This is a genomic window from Motiliproteus sediminis (assembly GCF_017912535.1).
GTDB classification, from domain to species: domain Bacteria; phylum Pseudomonadota; class Gammaproteobacteria; order Pseudomonadales; family Balneatricaceae; genus Motiliproteus; species Motiliproteus sediminis.
The window spans coordinates 17296-34403 of sequence record NZ_JAERQK010000013.1 but is presented as its reverse complement, the minus strand read 5'-3'; the positions used below and the strand labels follow the sequence as shown (position 1 = coordinate 34403).

General features: G+C 49.2%; 14 protein-coding genes. 3 read left to right on the top strand and 11 right to left on the bottom strand.

Annotation, left to right across the window (positions count from 1 at the left end; translation table 11 throughout):
* Position 1: 1 nt before the first annotated feature.
* From JJQ76_RS16895 to JJQ76_RS16870, 6 genes are all read right to left on the bottom strand, one after another.
* Positions 2–628: a DUF6933 domain-containing protein gene (locus JJQ76_RS16895; RefSeq protein WP_210398141.1), complete on the bottom strand. Its 627-nt coding sequence runs from the start codon at positions 626–628 to the stop codon at positions 2–4.
* Between the two features lie 64 nt (positions 629–692).
* Positions 693–1202 carry a hypothetical protein gene (locus JJQ76_RS16890; protein WP_210398140.1) on the bottom strand — a complete coding sequence of 170 codons (510 nt, stop codon included), beginning with the start codon at positions 1200–1202 and terminating at the stop codon, positions 693–695.
* On the bottom strand, positions 1199–2212 hold the full coding sequence (locus JJQ76_RS16885) for an ATP-binding protein (protein ID WP_210398139.1): 1014 nt from the start codon (positions 2210–2212) through the stop codon (positions 1199–1201). The genes JJQ76_RS16890 and JJQ76_RS16885 overlap by 4 nt, the downstream gene beginning before the upstream one ends.
* Positions 2213–2320: 108 nt before the next feature.
* Positions 2321–3712, bottom strand: coding sequence for a restriction endonuclease subunit S (locus JJQ76_RS16880; RefSeq protein ID WP_210398138.1), 1392 nt, complete (start codon positions 3710–3712; stop codon positions 2321–2323).
* Positions 3702–5408: a class I SAM-dependent DNA methyltransferase gene (locus JJQ76_RS16875; RefSeq protein WP_210398137.1), complete on the bottom strand. Its 1707-nt coding sequence runs from the start codon at positions 5406–5408 to the stop codon at positions 3702–3704. The genes JJQ76_RS16880 and JJQ76_RS16875 overlap by 11 nt, the downstream gene beginning before the upstream one ends.
* Positions 5405–6373 carry a WYL domain-containing protein gene (locus JJQ76_RS16870; RefSeq protein ID WP_210398136.1) on the bottom strand — a complete coding sequence of 323 codons (969 nt, stop codon included), beginning with the start codon at positions 6371–6373 and terminating at the stop codon, positions 5405–5407. Before JJQ76_RS16870 ends, JJQ76_RS16875 begins: the two co-directional genes overlap by 4 nt.
* Before the next feature lie 358 nt (positions 6374–6731).
* On the opposite strand from JJQ76_RS16870, the gene JJQ76_RS16865 reads away from it, so the two are divergent.
* Positions 6732–7613, top strand: a complete 882-nt coding sequence (locus JJQ76_RS16865) for a coiled-coil domain-containing protein (protein ID WP_210398135.1) — start codon at positions 6732–6734, stop codon at positions 7611–7613.
* 232 nt (positions 7614–7845) lie between these two features.
* Here the strand turns inward: JJQ76_RS16865 and JJQ76_RS16860 are convergent, their stop codons facing one another.
* Complete coding sequence (locus JJQ76_RS16860; protein ID WP_210398134.1) at positions 7846–8166, bottom strand: helix-turn-helix domain-containing protein; 321 nt, start codon at positions 8164–8166, stop codon at positions 7846–7848.
* A gap of 168 nt (positions 8167–8334) precedes the next feature.
* On the opposite strand from JJQ76_RS16860, the gene JJQ76_RS16855 reads away from it, so the two are divergent.
* Positions 8335–8877, top strand: coding sequence for a hypothetical protein (locus tag JJQ76_RS16855; protein ID WP_210398133.1), 543 nt, complete (start codon positions 8335–8337; stop codon positions 8875–8877).
* Positions 8874–10310 (top strand): DEAD/DEAH box helicase, encoded by a 1437-nt coding sequence (locus JJQ76_RS16850; protein ID WP_210398132.1) that lies wholly within the window; start codon positions 8874–8876, stop codon positions 10308–10310. Before JJQ76_RS16855 ends, JJQ76_RS16850 begins: the two co-directional genes overlap by 4 nt.
* A 294-nt stretch (positions 10311–10604) precedes the next feature.
* Here JJQ76_RS16850 and JJQ76_RS16845 read toward each other — a convergent pair whose 3' ends face one another.
* From JJQ76_RS16845 to JJQ76_RS16830, 4 genes are read right to left on the bottom strand one after another with little or no spacing between them, the layout of a single operon-like run.
* Positions 10605–11123 carry a hypothetical protein gene (locus JJQ76_RS16845; RefSeq protein ID WP_210398131.1) on the bottom strand — a complete coding sequence of 173 codons (519 nt, stop codon included), beginning with the start codon at positions 11121–11123 and terminating at the stop codon, positions 10605–10607.
* The gene (locus tag JJQ76_RS16840) at positions 11120–13804 is read right to left on the bottom strand and encodes a hypothetical protein (protein WP_210398130.1); all 2685 of its coding nucleotides are present in this window, start codon (positions 13802–13804) and stop codon (positions 11120–11122) included. Before JJQ76_RS16840 ends, JJQ76_RS16845 begins: the two co-directional genes overlap by 4 nt.
* Positions 13801–15876, bottom strand: coding sequence for a hypothetical protein (locus JJQ76_RS16835; protein ID WP_210398129.1), 2076 nt, complete (start codon positions 15874–15876; stop codon positions 13801–13803). Before JJQ76_RS16835 ends, JJQ76_RS16840 begins: the two co-directional genes overlap by 4 nt.
* Complete coding sequence (locus tag JJQ76_RS16830) at positions 15869–17065, bottom strand: tyrosine-type recombinase/integrase (protein ID WP_210398128.1); 1197 nt, start codon at positions 17063–17065, stop codon at positions 15869–15871. Before JJQ76_RS16830 ends, JJQ76_RS16835 begins: the two co-directional genes overlap by 8 nt.
* Between the last annotated feature and the right edge of the window lie 43 nt (positions 17066–17108).

Genomic DNA, 17108 nt, shown 5'->3' with positions numbered 1-17108 from the left:
GTCAGTCCCTTATCGCGTGAAGAGAAGTAGTTGCCTCCTCACGTTGGTTATCATCCTGCGGCTTCGAGCCCTGTGCCAAGCCTGAAAGCAGCTCCAACATCGCCTTCTGCGGCCACAGCACCCCTTGGCCCTTCACGTTGCGTGGTGTTTGCGCCAGCCATGCGCCTTGGCGGTAGCCGGTGATTTCAGCAACATTGATGTTGTCGTAATGCAAGGCGTGCTCAAGCTCTTGACTCATCCGGTTAAGGGTCGCCTGTGCCGAGCGATTGCATAGGGTGTCTATCTGAAGCGGTCGCAAAAGTCGCTGTGCTGCATCCAACTGATCCTGATCTGCACCGCACTTGAGCAGAGTATTCATCAGTGCATCAACGAAGCGGTCGTTCAGTTCAGCGAAGTCCGGCTTGGTTAACGCAGGCAGGAACAGGGGGAAACGAGTCTCATCATTCACCAGCAGCAAGCAATTGCGCCGCTGGTAAGTCACCACATTGCCGTGCCAGCCACTGAGCGGATTGGCCTCGATAGACTCTGCCTCAAACAGCCACTCGCTGCGTGGCGTTGCCTCCAAAAGCCCCTGTTCTCCCAAGGGCAGGCGCTCGAACAGTTTGCGAGTGGCGTGGAGCAGAATCACAGCTTCCCTTTTATTAACAGGCTAATTAACACGGTAAAAGAGGCTCTGAGCATGTAAACAGGAATTAAGCCGCTTCTACTAGCAATCCTTTTTCTCTTGCCATTTGTTCGTTAATCACAAAGGCATTTGCCTGCCATATTGTTAGTTGCCTGCTGAGCGTCGTCCTCAGCTTATCTGTCAGTGGACTAAGGTATTCCTTTGGTACAGCAGGGATGACGAGATAGAACAGTATTTGAGCTTGTTGCCAATTCAGCACCGCAATCTCGTTACCCAGTTCTGCTGAGAGTTTATCGCGCCGGCCTTGAGTGCCAATCAGCAATACCTGCAGAGAGTTGTCAAACTTCTCCAGCATGCTGATAAAATATTCCTCAAACTCATCTGGGCTTCTACGACTATTAGGAATCGAGCTTTTAGCTTCGATGAAGGCCAGTTGATTACCATCATTTCTCCACCAAGCGAACTCACAGGTCTTTATACCCTTGAGGCTAGTGACCGATGGGGATTTTTCGACGCGAAAGACACTCTCTTCTTCAAAGGGGCCGAAATCTACCCCTGATTCCGTAATGGTAATCATCCGATGCCCTCGAACTCCTGCTCAAACAAATGAACGGACTCGTTGATGATGTCATTATCGGGCAACCCATCCTGTAACAGGCAGCTCTGATCCCAGTGACCGTCAGCATCGGCAATGAAACAGGGTATTTGGAGCTGATGATGCCGGGCTATCAGCAGCATTTTTTTGATGACATAGTAGGAGTGGGACGATATGAATATCTGGATGCCTTGTTCGGCCAGCATATGCAAGATGTCCAGTAGCTGAACGATTGCTGTCGGGTGGAGTGCAGATTCAGGTTCGTCAATGAATATCACCGATCCGGGAGTCAAAAAGCGATTCCCCAGTAAGGTATCCAGTATTGCGACTTTTTTGATGCCTTCCGCAGTGCTATGAATCGAGAACTTTGAATTCCCTTGCCGGTATAGCCATTGCTGATCTTCAAAGACAACACGCCCCTGAAACATTTCTTCTAATTTTTTGCGTGATTTAGCAAAACTATCGTAATTTCGGCCAGCCTGAGGAGGGTTTTGCAGTGCTAGCACTAGGTCGGCGTAAGTAGAATCGTATCCAAACTCACGATTCTGTACAGCGCTTTTAAGAATGACATGCCATAGCGATAGCACCTCTTTAGGCGGCAGGAAAATAGAATTATCTTCACGCAGAGGTAACGTATTGGTGCTGGGTTTAACTTGTTTGCTCGTGTCTGGACCAAAGCTAAAAGCCAGCCTTTTTCTGTCGTGCATGCTGACATCAACATTAAGGCGATTTCCCTTCCCTCGCCTAACTAGGTCACCTAAATTCTGGCTCTGAAAGGTCCAATAGAGCTTATCGCTCAGAACCTCGTGAAAATCACGATTGTCGTGTCCTCGCCCAAACTCTTCCTGAGAGCGCATTACGCAGTAAAGCGTCTTTAGCAGCCAAGTTTTGCCGCAGCTGTTTGCACCAATTAATAGGTTTATTTTACCTAGCTGTCGCCCATTTGCCACAGAGATAGGGCCGCTGTTGTTGATTGAAAATTGTTCGATCATTGTTTCAGCCTTATAGTTGCTCGCAGCACTATAGCACTCTTGCTTGGCGTCAACAGAGCGGGGCGTTTGGCGTCCAACAGGGAGATACTGTTCTGCTGCGGGTCGATCTTAAACATTGGCTACGTCCTGTAACTGGTTTTCCGCTTCGGGAAGAGTAAGTTCGCCGGAGAGGAGCTTCGGTAGGAGAGCATCACGCAGCTCTTCCAATGAGCGACCTTCTTGAATTTGGTTATCGATCAAAGAAAATAGTGGTTTGACCTGACTAGCGTAAGCGTCTGTTAGGTTTTTGGTTGGCAGAGGGAATTGGTAATCAGGCACGGCATTTTTAGCCAAGTGCAATACCGTCGTACCAGTCGTGAACGACTTTGTGTGAAACTGAAAGTCGTCTGTTTTGGCTAGCCCATAAAGATATGGCTTTAAGCTATCGTCTTGAGGCCTTACGACCGCCACATCAAGAGATATTACTAGGTGTTCGTATCGAGCATCGCCGATAACCATGGCGGGCTTTCCAATCACGTCAGCGGCTTGTGTCACATCGGTATAGGAGATGATCAGATCTCCTGCTGACACCTCTTGCTCGGGCTTGTATTTCCCTGTGTACTCTTTGAGACCATCAAGCCTGTAGCCTCCGCCCCTGTTAAAGGATTTAAGAGTTACCAACGCTGTTGCCGAGTTCGATAGCTCGGCGCTTTTGTAGGACTTCCCCTTAACTATTTTGGCAATGTCTCCTAGGGCAGAAACCGACCACCCCTCCGGTATCTCCCCCAACTCACTGTTATGCATCGCAGTAGGGAACAGCGCGGCGGTGGCTTGGAGTTCGGCGTACTGCTCGGGCTTTTCGGCGGCCATCTGGGCGAGTAGATCAGCGTCTTTACCGCTGATCGCCTGCATGGCGGCCAGTTCGGCATCGGCGGCGCTACCGCCAGCTTCCAGCACGGCGATCTTGGCCTTGACCGGCTCGAAGTCGACAAACCAGCTCTTGAAGATCGCCTGCGCCATCTGTTCAAGGGTTTGGTTGATCTGGTGGTTGAGCTGGATTTTGTCGGTAAGGTCGTTGAGAACTCGATTGATCTCAAGTCTCTCGTGGTGAGGTGGCACTGGAATCTCGATCCGGTCGAGATTTGCTTTATTTAGCTTCGGCTGCACAGCCCCTGTGATATAAGGCGTAAGGTCTAGCTGCGAAAAGTAGTACTCGAGGTAATCGAGAATTCCTTCCTCTTTTTCTCCCAAAATATGCGCATGGTTGTTCACCCAGAACTTCCCATGAGCCTTAAAGGCTATGGGGGTGTTCCGTGTTCGAAGGTTTTCACCGTCTTCAGAAATCAGAAGATAAGTCCCGTCGAAAATAAAGTCGTCGATGTGATCAACGATGCCTGAAGCCCCATAATAAGGGTACTGACCTTGTCTCTTTTCTCTGTCCAAGCTCTTCAGGGGCACGCGCTTATTGTTCAAAAACTGCGCAACTTCGGAGATGCGTTTTAGAGGCCAATCAGCACTCATAACCCAGCCCTCCCAGATTGCATTTGATCGCCGCTTCCAATCGGTCGCTCTCGTCAAACTGGGCCTTCAACTGCTCGGTCAACCGCGCCATCTTGTCGGCAAAGGGTTCGCCGTCGTCCTCCTGATCCGGTGCGCCCACATAACGGCCCGGTGTCAGTACGAAGTCGTGCTTGGCGACCTCCTGAAAGTCCACGGAAGCGCAGAATCCGGGTACGTCTTCGTAGCCTTCGCCCTGCTGCCATGCATGGAAAGTGTCGGCCACCTTGCGGATGTCGTCGGTGGTGAAGTCACGCAGTACACGATCTTTCATGTAGCCGAGATTGCGGGCGTCGATAAACAGGATGTCATCGCGGCGGTCGTGCTTCTTGCCAACTTTGCCGCTCTTGTCCTTGGTTAGGAACCAGATACAGGCGGGGATCTGGGTATTGGTAAACAGCTGCCCCGGCAGGGCCACCATACACTCCACCAGATCCTCTTCGATCAGGCGCTTGCGGATCTCGCCCTCGTTGTTGGTGTTGGAGCTCATGGAGCCATTGGCCAGCAGCAGCGCCATGCTGCCTGTGGGGGCGAGGTGGTGCAGCATGTGCTGTATCCAGCCGAAGTTGGCATTACCCTTGGGCGGGGTGCCGTACTTCCAGCGCACGTCATCGGCCAGCGACTCGCTCCACCAGTCCTTGATGTTGAACGGCGGGTTGGCCATCACGAAGTCGGCGCGCAGGTCCGGGTGCTGGTCGTCGAGGAAACTGTCGGCGTTCTTCTTGCCGAAGTTGAAGTCGATGCCCCGGATCGCCATGTTCATGGCGGCCAGTTTCCAGGTGGTGGGGTTGGATTCTTGACCGTAGACCGAGATGTGCTTGCGCTGCTCGGCAGGATCGTAGTGCTGCTCGGCGGCGTGCTCCTCAATGAACTTGTCGGAGGAGACGAAGAAGCCGCCCGAACCCATCGCCGGGTCGTAGACGCGCCCGCTGTAGGGTTCCAGCATCTCGACGATCAGGGTAACGATGCTCTTCGGGGTGTAATACTGGCCACCCTGCTTGCCTTCGGCGAGGGCGAACTGGCCGAGGAAGTATTCGTACACATGGCCGAGAATATCCTTGCTGTGCAGGTTAAGGGCTTCGCCTTTGAACACCGGGTTGGAGAAGGAGGTATCGGAGAAGGAGTTGATCAGGCCGATCAGCTTGTCGTTATCCAACTGGTACTGGCTGATGCGGTTGAGGATGCCCTTGAGCTTGGCGTTGCTCTTCTCGATCTCTTCCAGCGCGTTGTCGATCAGCCAGGAGACGGAGCGCAGCTTCACCTCATTACCGGCTTCGTCCTTCCACAGCACCGAACCGACCGGAAGAATCGCCTTCTCTTTCAGCGTGATCCAGCGGGCGTGCTTGGGCACCCAAAAGATGTTGGCTTCGGCGTAGTAGTCCTGCTGCTCCAGCTCCTCACGCAGCGCCTCTTGGTACTCAGCATCGCTGTCGTAGTCTTCGCGCGGCAGGTAGTAGAGATTGTCGTCATCCTCCTGCTGAAACAGCTCCAGCAACTGTTGCTGGCGTTCCTCAAAGGCATCGGAGACGTACTTGAGGAAGATCAGCCCCAGCACGATGTGCTTGTAGTTGGCGGCGTCGAGGTTGGCGCGAAGTTTGTCGGCGGCTTTCCAGAGTTTGTCGTCCAGTTCCTTCAGAAACTGCTGTTCGGTGGTGTTCATACAGATCCTCTTGGCGTCTCGGGGTGAGCACGCTGTTCTGATAACGGGGTATGTTGCTCGGCTCCAACCGGCAGAAAGCCGGGAGCGAGCGTGAGATTGGGTAAGGCGTCGCTGGCTAACGCCTGCAGTGTTGCGGCGTTCTGCAGCCAGAGGTGATATTCGGGGCCGTGCAGGCGATGATCGGTTGTGCAGTCCACATTCCAGCGTCGCAGCAGATAACCGGCCAGTGCGGCACGGACAGATAGCCGTAGCTGGTTGTCAGCCATGCCGTATTCATAGGCGATGGTGTCGGGGTGCGTGAGCGCGGGATGGGGAACCAGAACCAGCTCCAACTGCTGCTGCCAGTCTCTGTCTTGCTGACGCAGCTGAGCTTGATCCGACTTGGTGCTGGACTCTTCGGCCTGCTCGATCCGGTTGAGCACGAAGTCGGCGTAGCGATCGCGGTGTAGATCGTAGGCGCGTAAGTGCCAGCGCAGGCCGTTGTCCACCAGGGTTAGTGGAATCAACGGGCGCTCAGTGCGGCCACTGGAGAGTGAACGGTAGGTGACGTTCAGCCTGCGACCGTTAAACAGCGCCCGACTGATGGGAGCTAGAACCGCAACGCTGGGGGTATTCAACCGGCTGGGCTGTTCGACCGGCAGTATGGAGCTACAACTGGCGACAAAATCATCGCCAAAGCCCTCGGCTAAGGCGGTCAGTACCTGCTGGGCTTGGTAATCGAATAGTGGCTTGAGCTGCTTGCCGGTCCGGTAAGTGCGATCAACGGTGTCATAGCTGATGTTGTCGCCCGCTAGTTGCTTGTAGAGCGCCAGATCACGGGAGGCGGCGGACTCCTTCAGTCCAAAGCGGCGAACCAGATCAGCGCGATTTACACAGCCGAGAAACAGCAGACGGAACTCGATATAGGCAAGCCGCTCCTGCTGGGGTTGTGCAATATGATCTAGCTGTGTCGAAAGCTGGGACATCGCTCATCCACTGACCGAATGAAAACTCAAAAATCCTTTTGAGCACGGTACAGTTAGGATGGGTGGTTGTCAATTTGAGAAGGACTGATCGGGCCAGGCTGATGTTGCAGTTGGCTAGTATCCGTACACACTATGTTAACGTAAGCTCATTGACTACCGGATGATTCAGAAGGGTTCTCAACCGCATGACCTTTAAAAGCATATAAGAAACCTAAGAAAAGTTTCTCGGGCTTCCGTAAGTTCTATTTTGCTGCCTGTTGCAAATAGTCGCATTTTTTAGCAAAGCCAGAGACGATGGCGTTCACGGTTTCGACGCTTTTCGCAGGTCGCGGAAAAAATAAACCAATAGGTAATGATCATGTCGAGTAATGAACAGACTACTTCCTCAATATCAAGAATTGATGATTTAGAGAAAGAAAACGCAGAGCTAAAGTCCAGATTGAAATCTATAGACGATAGAAATTCCTATCTAAAGGGAGAGCTGCAAGCAAAGGACAAAGAAATCGATGCACTTCAGAGCAGCTTGAGTCATTTCCATGATTCGATTAAGAAACGTTACGGACAATCAGTAGCGGATCTTATTGTAGATAAGATCGATGAGTTAAAAAAAATAAAAATAGAAATCGAGAAGTCCCATGAAGACAGGGTAAAAGAAATACTGAAGGAAAGTAATAAGTTTTTCTTAGAAAGAAACAGTTTAAGAAAAGAGCTGAGTAAAGTCAGAAAAGATAACTCTAAGACAGAATCGCAAATGGAAAAAGAGTTGTCTCGAAAATATGATAAAAGAATCCAAGATGCCGTTCTGCGAGAGCGGAAGAAACAGGAGGATAACCTTAAAATAAAGGTAGCAAGCTACAAATTCGAGTCGGAAGAGGACAAAAAGAAAATTGCTGATCTTAATAATTTAATCAAAGCAAAGGATAAAGAATTACGGTTCGAACAAAATCAAAGAGCCGAAGCTACAATCAAGCTTCGAGATGAAATTAGCCGCCTTGAAAGAGAGCTGGAATCGAAACAAAGTGAAATAACAGAGATAAAGGATAGATATAAAAATGATCTAAAAGTTGATCCTGAGGTACTCCTCCTAGCCAAATCAATTGAAGAATTGAGAGATATAAGAAGTGATTTGAAGAAAGAGATAAAAAACCTAATCAATCATCGTGACTTAAACAAGGGCGTGTTGTCTTCAAACTGCGAAGCTTGCAACAAACCAGTAGATTTTTGCATATGTGGAAGCTGACCGTATTTCACTATTCAATCATACGCATACGATTCCAAGAATCTACTATGGAATAAACAGCCACCGGTGTATGAGCGCCATTCAAAGAATGGTGGCATTAGCGAAGCTAGAAACTCTTGGTCTTCTAATCTCGACTTCCTCGCAATTCGGTCGCCTGCCTACACAATCGAACTGGCTATTCGTTTCGGCTATTAATTAGTTTGCTCGCTTGGTAGCTCTGGCTGGCTGACGCCTATTCTTTGGTTTGTAGCAGTTGTTCGTACGTTGTAAGCAATTCTTGCCGCTCAGCTTCAGGCAGCTTGTCGAGTATACAAAGCAGCTTAGCAACAGACTCTTTCTCACAGAAAAAGTAGGCGACAGGTTTATCTAATTCCTTCGCAAGACGCTCCAGAGTCTCGTAATCCGGCATATGACGCCCTTTCTCGTAGTGATTCATGCGGCTGCTCGCGGAACTTGGTTCTAGGCCGGCACGAATCCCCAGCTCTTTCTGGCTAATACCAGACTCTTCTCTCGCTTGGCGAAGCCGCTGGGGTAAAGGGTTATTACTCTGCACTGGACGATCATCTGAATCTGCCTCGGGACTTAGATTGTCTAAGTTTTGTGCGTTTAGGTATACTTAGGAATCCTAAGTCTTGCTGCAGGTGATGTCTACAGAACGCCAACAGAAAGATGTTTTGTCAGCGCCCCGCGTATCAGGGGCTTAGCGGCCTGATGGTGTGCAATGAAGCAAAAAAAACTGAAAGTCATCCGTGAGTTACGCGAGATCCTGTCGGATAGCGCATTTAACGAATTTACGATGACGAGCTTACGGGACGGTTATGAGTCCCTTTTTGGGCTTGGCGAGTGCGCGACCAGCACGGAGTTACGACGATGGCTCTACCGCAGAATCCTTCCGCTGAGCAAGAAGGGATACCTAGTCAAAAGTGATCAGGTTGATGGGAAATCTTCGATTTACAAAGTGACCGAGTCGTTCAGAAATGACTACCCCTTTCACAGACCCGCCAGACCGTCTAAGCGAGCTAGAGATGCAGTTGAGGACTTACCCCAAGTCAGTGACCTGAAATCGAAACTGAGTCAGTACCAGGTCGATATGTTGGCCTGCGCTGGTGAATGTAAAGAGTATCAGCAACTCGCCACCGATTACCCTCACCTGAAGAAACAGATTGAGCCAATGTATCGCAGTGCTCGAGAGCGTAGCTCCGAGCTGATGGGGCAGGTCAGAGCAATTAACAACCTGCTGAAACAATCAGGCTTCACCGAATGAAGCTCCGTCAGTGGCAAAGCGCTTGTGTAGTCAGCGCTATGGACACTTATCGTTGGAAAAGACACTTCCTGTGTCTGGCTACACCGGGGGCTGGAAAAACCACCATGGCGGCAGAGCTAGCGGCGAGACTGCTGGAGAGCGGCCAGATCGACTTTGTGCTCTGTTTTGCTCCTTCGGTAGCGGTAACTAAAGGGCTAGAGACTACGTTCCAGAGGAAACTCAACAAGCGGTTCGACGGGCGTATCGGTGCGGTTGGCGGGGCCTATACCTATCAGAGCATGAGAACGCTGGGCGAGGATTTCTGGAGTCTCTTTGAGACGCATCGCGTGTTGGTGGTATTCGATGAGATACATCACTGTGCGGGTAGCGACCAAGGCGGCGTTAACTCCTGGGGGCAAGAGATCCTTGTCAGAATTCAACACCGAGCGGCATTCACGCTTGCCCTGACTGGAACACCTTGGCGGTCTGACAAGCGGCCCATTGTGCTCGCGGAATACAGCGACCCAGCCGGTGAGATTCAGTGCGATTATGTCTACGGGTTGAAGGAGGCTGTTCTGGATGGAGTATGCCGGAAGCCCTCAATCGTTCTCGTCGACAATGACCGTCTGGCTCTTAAGCAGGAGCAGGAAGAGTCACTGTATTCTGGCTTGCAGGAGCTTTTCGCAAATAGCGATGCGCGCTACCAGCAGTTGCTCCATAACCCGGAGGCGTTGCGTTTTTGCCTTTCTCTAGCTTGCGAACAACTTGACCGCTTGCGCGTCAGCAACCCTGATGCTGGCGGGTTGGTTGTTGCGTCCTCGATTGCTCATGCGGAAAAAATTGCGGCGCTGCTTCAGCATGGCTTCGGCAAATCCGCGAGTATTGTGACCTACAAACATAAGAACGCCGGCACGATCATTGATCAGTTCCGGCGTGGCTCGCAGGAATGGATCGTCAGCGTCGGAATGATCAGCGAAGGCACCGACATTCCCCGTTTGCAGGTGTGCTGCCATCTCAGCCGGATCACAACAGAGCTTTACTTCCGGCAGGTGCTGGGTCGCATTTTGAGGATTACAGCACGATGCGGAGCTAATGCCTGGCTATATACCTTTGCTGAACCACAGTTGGTTGAGTTTGCGAATCGGGTGGCTGAAGAGATCCCGTCTGGGAACTTACTGCGATTTGAGTCCTTTTTCGAAAAAGAGCATCAGAGCCCAAGGGGTCAGGCTGCACTCGGAAATGACGTGTTCGATCTTGTTTGGGAGGGGCGGTATGCCTCTGACGGGCTCATGGAGAGTGTTAACTCGCTTAGCGATAGTGCACTGCATCTGGCTGACTCTCATGTCCTGCTGGATTGTCTGGGAGAGTTTCGGCAGAGATTGATAGATCTCTTTGAAAAAGATGTTGGTGGAGCCAGCGGAGTATCTGTCAGAACGGCATGTGCCGATTCTTAACTTGAGCATATGCTGGAAGCTGTGCTTCAAGCACCCACTGTGAAGTTGTCGAAAGACAGCTTAAAACTGTGTCGATACGGGCGTACTGACGGCCCAGTTAGAAGTCCTGATCGTCGTCCGCGATCTCCACTCGGGTTATTTGGTCCACTTGCATTTGGGCCTGTATATCGGGTCCGTATTTATTCCAAATTTGGTCACGTAACTCATCGATGAACTCGAATACGGCTAGTGCTTATTCAGGGCTCCAGTGTTCTGGTATTTTCATGCCGGCACAGGTGTTTCCTTTAAGTTTCATTAGTCTATTCCGAGCTTCTTTTTCACAGGAAGTGGCAACTGGTCAAAGGCATAGCGCACCAGTTCCTCGGTCTTTTGCTTCTCCAGTTCCGTTACTTTTTTTCTTAGCTCGGCGTTGGCCTGGACTAGTTCATCCTTTCTGCTTCGGATGGAACCGCGAGAAGTGCTTTTTTGAGCCGTCCTGAGCTTAGTTTCTTTCGCTGCTTCCAACTCAGCATTGACGTTATCCAGATAATCCCGGAAGTGTGGTGAGTAACTCGACGTGTTCATCAACGAAGCACGGCTGATATTCAGAGCGTTTGCGACATCAGCTCCCTTGATTTGATAGGCCTTCTTGGTCAGGTAATCCGTAACTTTATGGTGACGTTTGACGTAAAGAGCTTTCTCTTTCTTGAGCTGTTCGACGTACTCCCACGCTCTTAAACTGGCATTCTGGTCTGTGACCCAGCTTGGACGTTCGACTTCTGTTTGCATAGCGGCTTCTTCGGCTCGCCTTTTCAGGTAGTCCATTACCATCATGCCGCCCTCGATGCTTTGTACGTGCCCAGTACCTCTTCCAACTCTTTAAGAGCTTCATGCTGAGGATTCAGAGTGCGTACGTGTCGCGTTACATTTTTTACCAGCTTGTAGGATGACTCTTTAAAAACTGCTGGCACGATGGGGTTCTTCATCGCATCGACATGGGGGGCGACATGGAACAAAGCCCAGTCGACATTTTCTGTTTGCATAAGATTATGGGTGCAGCCTAAGCAGAGGTCAGGGGATGCGTTGTGACGCATAGGTTCGCCCATTTCCGCACACCTCGCTTTGCTAAGTGTTCTGCGTTTAAGTAGACAGTAGCCCCATGGGTTGGCTTTGATGTTCTCAATTTCTAGTGTTGCAAGGCGCTCTGCCAGCTGTTCCTGTTCTTCTGGTGTAAGTACGGAGGTTTGGTTAAGCAGCCTTCGGAGCCAAGTATGCAGTTGACCGGCATAACCTTCCCCTTTGTGCCTGAGATAATTATGAACCAGCGAGCTAATGACCTGTGCTTTGGCTCTCTCATGACCAAACCGGTTATCCTTATCGCGGATATAGGATAGCCACATAGCTCGTGTGATGTGCTTGAACTGACTGCGTATCATCCATCCGGCGTCTCCATCAAAGCGTCTGTAAACAGCTTCAGCCCACATGTGACGGAAGGCATGAGGGCTCGGATACAGGGTGCCCTCGATAAAGTCAGCTATAACCACCTTGGCCACAGTGTGGGACTTTAACTCCTCTTCAGATAAAGACTGGATCCAGTCTTTAGTCTCATTCGGCAGATAGGCGTCCAGTAGAGCGCACCAGTCTGGTCTTAGAGTTTGATCACGATAACGAATCAGCCAATGTTCTCTGTTTTTCTTGTTGTATTGAGAAAGAAATAATTCCAAGCGTGGCCATTCATCCCTCGCACGCCGCCAAGCTTCTTTCAAGTTGACATCTATCCTGAGGTGAGTCCATTCGTCGGCAGAGCGTTGTAACAATAGTCTCTGTAGTGTTTCTTGTTCTGCAGCCGTTAACGGTTTGTTATTACGACGGGCTTGCTGCAGTACTTGCCAGGCTTCCCAATCATCTAGGAGCTGAAAGCCTGAATAATGGCTGACGAAGTGCCCCCAAAGGTAACGAACCGACCTCAGCACTGCTAGCCTTGAATCAGACGGATTCTTTTTCTCGCTAGTTACTCTATACAAGCAGGGCTGATCAATATTAGCGTTGAGTAATGCTCGAAGGCGCTCAGCGATCGAAAAAATGCTGAAGGTGATCTCTCGCAACTGCCGAACCTTGCCGCTCGTCTTGTAAACATACCAGTCCACATGATAGCGCCAGGGAAAGGCGTACTGGTCTAACTTGTCATCGTTTCTTGTACGCTTGATCGCTGTATGGGGAAACCCGAGTTCACTTTTTCGCCAGCCTGTCAATGCAACTGCGCTAGTAAGCCCTGCTTTGGTCACCATGCTTATTAGTAGGCGAAGATGTGAGTGGTTTTTGCTGACAAGATTTAGATCTAATCCGATCGCTTCATAATATTCGGCTGAAGGTATTGGGCAGGGTTGTTGATAACAATTTTTTTTGACTGCGTTCAACTGCTTCTCGAATACTGCCCATGGAATGGCTATCAAGCCTTCACTCAACAGTCGACATGTCTCTTTTTTATCATTCCGGTGTAGCCAATCCCAAATGATGATGCGCATTCGATCAATATTTTCTGGAGAACGAGGAACGCCACAAGTCTCAATAAAATCTTCTAGCGTCGAGTCATTCAGTAATGCTGCTTCGAATAAGGCTTGCTGGTAAGCAGCTTTAAAGTGAAGAGTCACTCGTTTATGAATCCTTTCCAACGTCGATCTTGACCATTTCGGCCATCGATGCTCCATGTGTTCAAGCGAACACCCTTGCAAGGCTAGGGATGTAACCTGGCTCACTGTAGTGAATTCGTTTCCAAGCGATGTGGCTAGTGCTGGAATAGCCTCAAACGTCGAAGCTAGTGCGAGAGCCAAAGGATACTGCTTTTCAAAAAAAGATAGACAGTGCTCTACGTAATAGCGCCCATGATCTAGGGTTAGCAGATTGTAACTACCGCCCTCAGTCCAATCGCGATAAGTTAGCTCCTCATTTGTTAATGATGGAATCAGCGCGTGAAGCTCTTTGTTGACAAATGACTCAGTCACACTCCGTTGGATCCAGTTCAGATCAAGATCTATCAAGGCTATTTTCCAAGCATTGATCTGAATTGTTGCGCCATAGAGTGCATATGATTTGATCTTGAGATTCTTGCTCAAAATGCCATGCCGCCTGCTGTGCATCAGTAGGAACTCTAATACCTCACGGCAATTATCACGTGAAAGTTCAGTTACATTAAGCTCACCCATTGTTTCCCAAAAAAGCGTGAGTCCTTTAAATCTATTTTGGTATGAATTGGGAGTAGTAGATAAAGCAAGTGAAAGCCATATTCTCTTTGTGAGTAGAACCCAGTCGATTGTTCGGGCCAGAGGCCAACGGGGATAACTTTCACCCATATCTGTCAGTGCATTGAAGTCGATCGTAATAACGCGATCGCGCTGAGTACTAAACTTCCAGATATTGTATTTAAAATTGTTATTGTCGGAGCCTGGCAGGGCGTCCAACTGTGCTTGTGCCTCAACGCCATCCACCGGTTTTACAACGATTGATAATGGTGTCATTCCGTAGTCTCCAATAGATGGTCAAAGAGAGGAGGCAAATGCCCAGCCAAATTTTTATAAGATTTTTGAGCTTTGGCGGCGGTTCGCATGCGAGTGAGTGTGCGAGTCATCCACTCGATCTGCACGATGAGAGTGCGCTCGACCCAATCGGGACGAGATGCCAGCAATTTTGGCAGTAGAATCTCGGCTTGGTAAATGTAGTGAATAAAATATAGTGCCGTATCACTCGTGTCCGACACGATGATCGTACTTTCACTTACGCTACCAATAGGACCGCTTATTAGCGAACGAGTAACGATGTTACTCGTCTTGGTTGCCTTGATGAGCTTTGTTCGTAGCTCCAAATCATCGACAGCTTGGCGGATGGCATCTATTGAAGGGAGGTACACTACTTTTTGTAAGTCATGAATTACAAGCCGGGTTATCCGCCCTGCCTGATTTACCCATTCTTTATTTTTATCAGTTAGGTATGATGTTTTTTCCGTTAACGCGGTGTGCGAATGATGATTGATAAGATCTGCTTCACGATACGCATCGGTTCCTGCGTGAACTGCGGTATTCTTTATGTGTGTAAAAGAAAACATCGAATGCGGCAAGGGTCGAGAAACTAATGCTTCGTATTCAGTGACGCTTGCCCCAGTTCGAACTCTGAATGAGCTGAAGCTTTCATCGCCCTGTTTCAGTCCCAACATGGCACGTAAAAAAAGTGAAGTAGCCCCCGCTCTTGACAGCTCCGATTTGAGCCGTTTTTGGAAACAAGGTAATTGCCATACCTTAAATAGAAAAGACAATAAATTATGTTTTGTTGATAAGGATGGGAACCTAATACTTTTTGCAATCTCTGTCTTAAACAGAGGTGGTCCAGACAAGCCCGTCATATAGTGGTCCATTGCTCTCGTCCACGGATCACTGGCCATAAGTATTGCTGGATGCTTAAAGTTACCTGCACGGCCTTTGTAATATGTACACTGCATTGCGATTAAACGGCCAAAACGGTTACGTTCACAAGCGTAATTGTTGATTTTCAGCTTCTGTATATCAGTTGGTTGGACGGCTTCGCATGCTACTAACCAGGCACAAAGTATCTCTTCAACAGGTGAGTATTTGGCTTGATAATCCGGATGTAAGAATACTGGGAGCTGCCAAGGAGTAATGTTTTTCTTCTGGTGATTCAGGGCGCGCGGTAATTTAAGTTTACCCGATAGCGCCAACCTCTCTTTTAGAGCGCTCTGTGCTTGCGGTGTTACCAAGTCAAGCAGCAGTAGTTGGCTGAACTCGTCCTCCGGTTCGCCATGAGCATCAAATTTCCCATGGTGTTCAAGAAGGATACGATCCCAATGGAATTGCCATCTGGCATATTTTGGGTCAAAAACCACAACAGAAGATTGCTTCCAGCGCTGTCGCTGCTCCAGCAACCAGGTCAAGGTGGTAGCGATGGTTACCCGAAAACTCTTGAAAAGCAGTCGTGGGCTCTCTAGTTGCAGGTACGCTTGTTCGCCAATAACAGCACGTAGCCACGGCAGGTTGAACCAGTTGGAGAGTGTTACTGGTTCTGGTTCGGGGTTTCTGACGGGTTTTGAGAGGGAAAGTAGGGTTAGAAGATAATCATAGTTTGCATTTGTTAATGAGGGGCATGACAGTCCTTCTCGAAGCAACTGATTGGTCAAAGCCAAAGGACTATATTTTACTCCCTTATCATTCAGAAGATACGCCTCGTAATCTTTCAGGATGTTATAGCGAGTCTTATCGGTCGTTTGATAGCCTGACGTGTTGATCCAATTGAATAGGTGTCGGCATATGTCGAAATATGATGTTTTAGAACGATCAGCTAGCCCAGTGAACCAGTCGCTTTGAAAGCTGGTAGAAAAAGCTCTGAAGAGAACTTGGTGGTACTTGTTGGATTTCTTTAGAGCGATAACCTTGGTCGAACCGGATCTATTTAGATAGGAAATCCTTGTTGGCTGAGACGAAACTTGACGAGGTTTGTCAGGCAAAATTTCGTCGAAGGGGCTCTGCTCATTCTCTACAGCGTAGTTTTGCGTGTTTTTAGCGACGGAGTCGATGTCATCCATTCACCATTTCCTCGATCTCCTGCATCTGTAACCGCATGCGAATATAGACGGCAGTGACGCTAGGCGCCTGCCCATTCCTGCCAATGGCATGACCGAGACGCTGAGCAACCACGATTAGTGCCGCTGACTCCGAGCGCGTTTCACGACCATCGGGACCGGCTAGTTCGGCGTGAAATAACTCGGTGGCGAACGTATGTCGCAAATCATGGAAGTGCAGGAGGGGATTCAGACCTGCCGCTTTTGCACGTTTCTTAAAAACCCGTGATCCCTGTTCTTCACCTATACCTGTTCCAATGAAACGTTGATCGGTTCTTAGAAAGAAGCTGCTTTCATTGCTGTCAGTCTGATCGATTAGCCATTGGCGCTCTGTTTCAAAATAGCGTTTCATATCCAGTAATAGAGATCTGTCAAAATAGATCCAGCGCGACTTAGAGCCCTTCGTGTAGCGACCCTGCAGCCAATACTTAAACTGATCAACGTGGCTGAAATGATTATTATCGAGCTGCTCGAATAATGTTAAAAGGCCGCTTTTTTTGGAAACTCTCAAGCCCATCAATTCGGAGGTTCTTAGCCCGACTTCATAGCCCATCCGCATCATTAGCTTCTCAGCTAAGGTTTCACAGCTATTTAGTAACTGAGTACGCCAGTATCGGGAGACATATTGAATATAATGCTTTTTATTACTTTTATTAGCCATCAATTGGCGAGTTTCTCGGTATATTCTCAGATCTAATCGAGGACTGATTTCCATGTAGGACAACCAGTTGTAGTACGCGATCAATGCTGATCGATGAGTGTTAAGAGATTGGGACGAATCAAGATCTTTTGCTAAAACCTGATTCAGATAGTGGTTTACGAAGCGTGAACTGCAAGCTGACGAGGCATGCATTCCAGGTGTTTGATGATTAATTCGGCAGTCTTCCAAATAAGAAATAAAGCGGGCTAGGCAATAAATGTAGGACCGTATCGTAGTGTCAGACACATCTCTTTCTATCAACGAACTCACACGCTTGCGAGACGATTCATCGGCAATCTCCTTTGCTACATATACGACGCCATGTCGGGATAGTTGTGTCGAGAACATCAATGGAAGAATGGGTGGAGAAGATTGTTGATCCAGAATCACCCAGAGGGGGTCAAGGGAATGACCTTGGTAGTTTAAGGACAACTTCTCTACACGGTGAGACATGCCAATACCAATGCTTTAGATGACTCTCCGTATACCAACACGT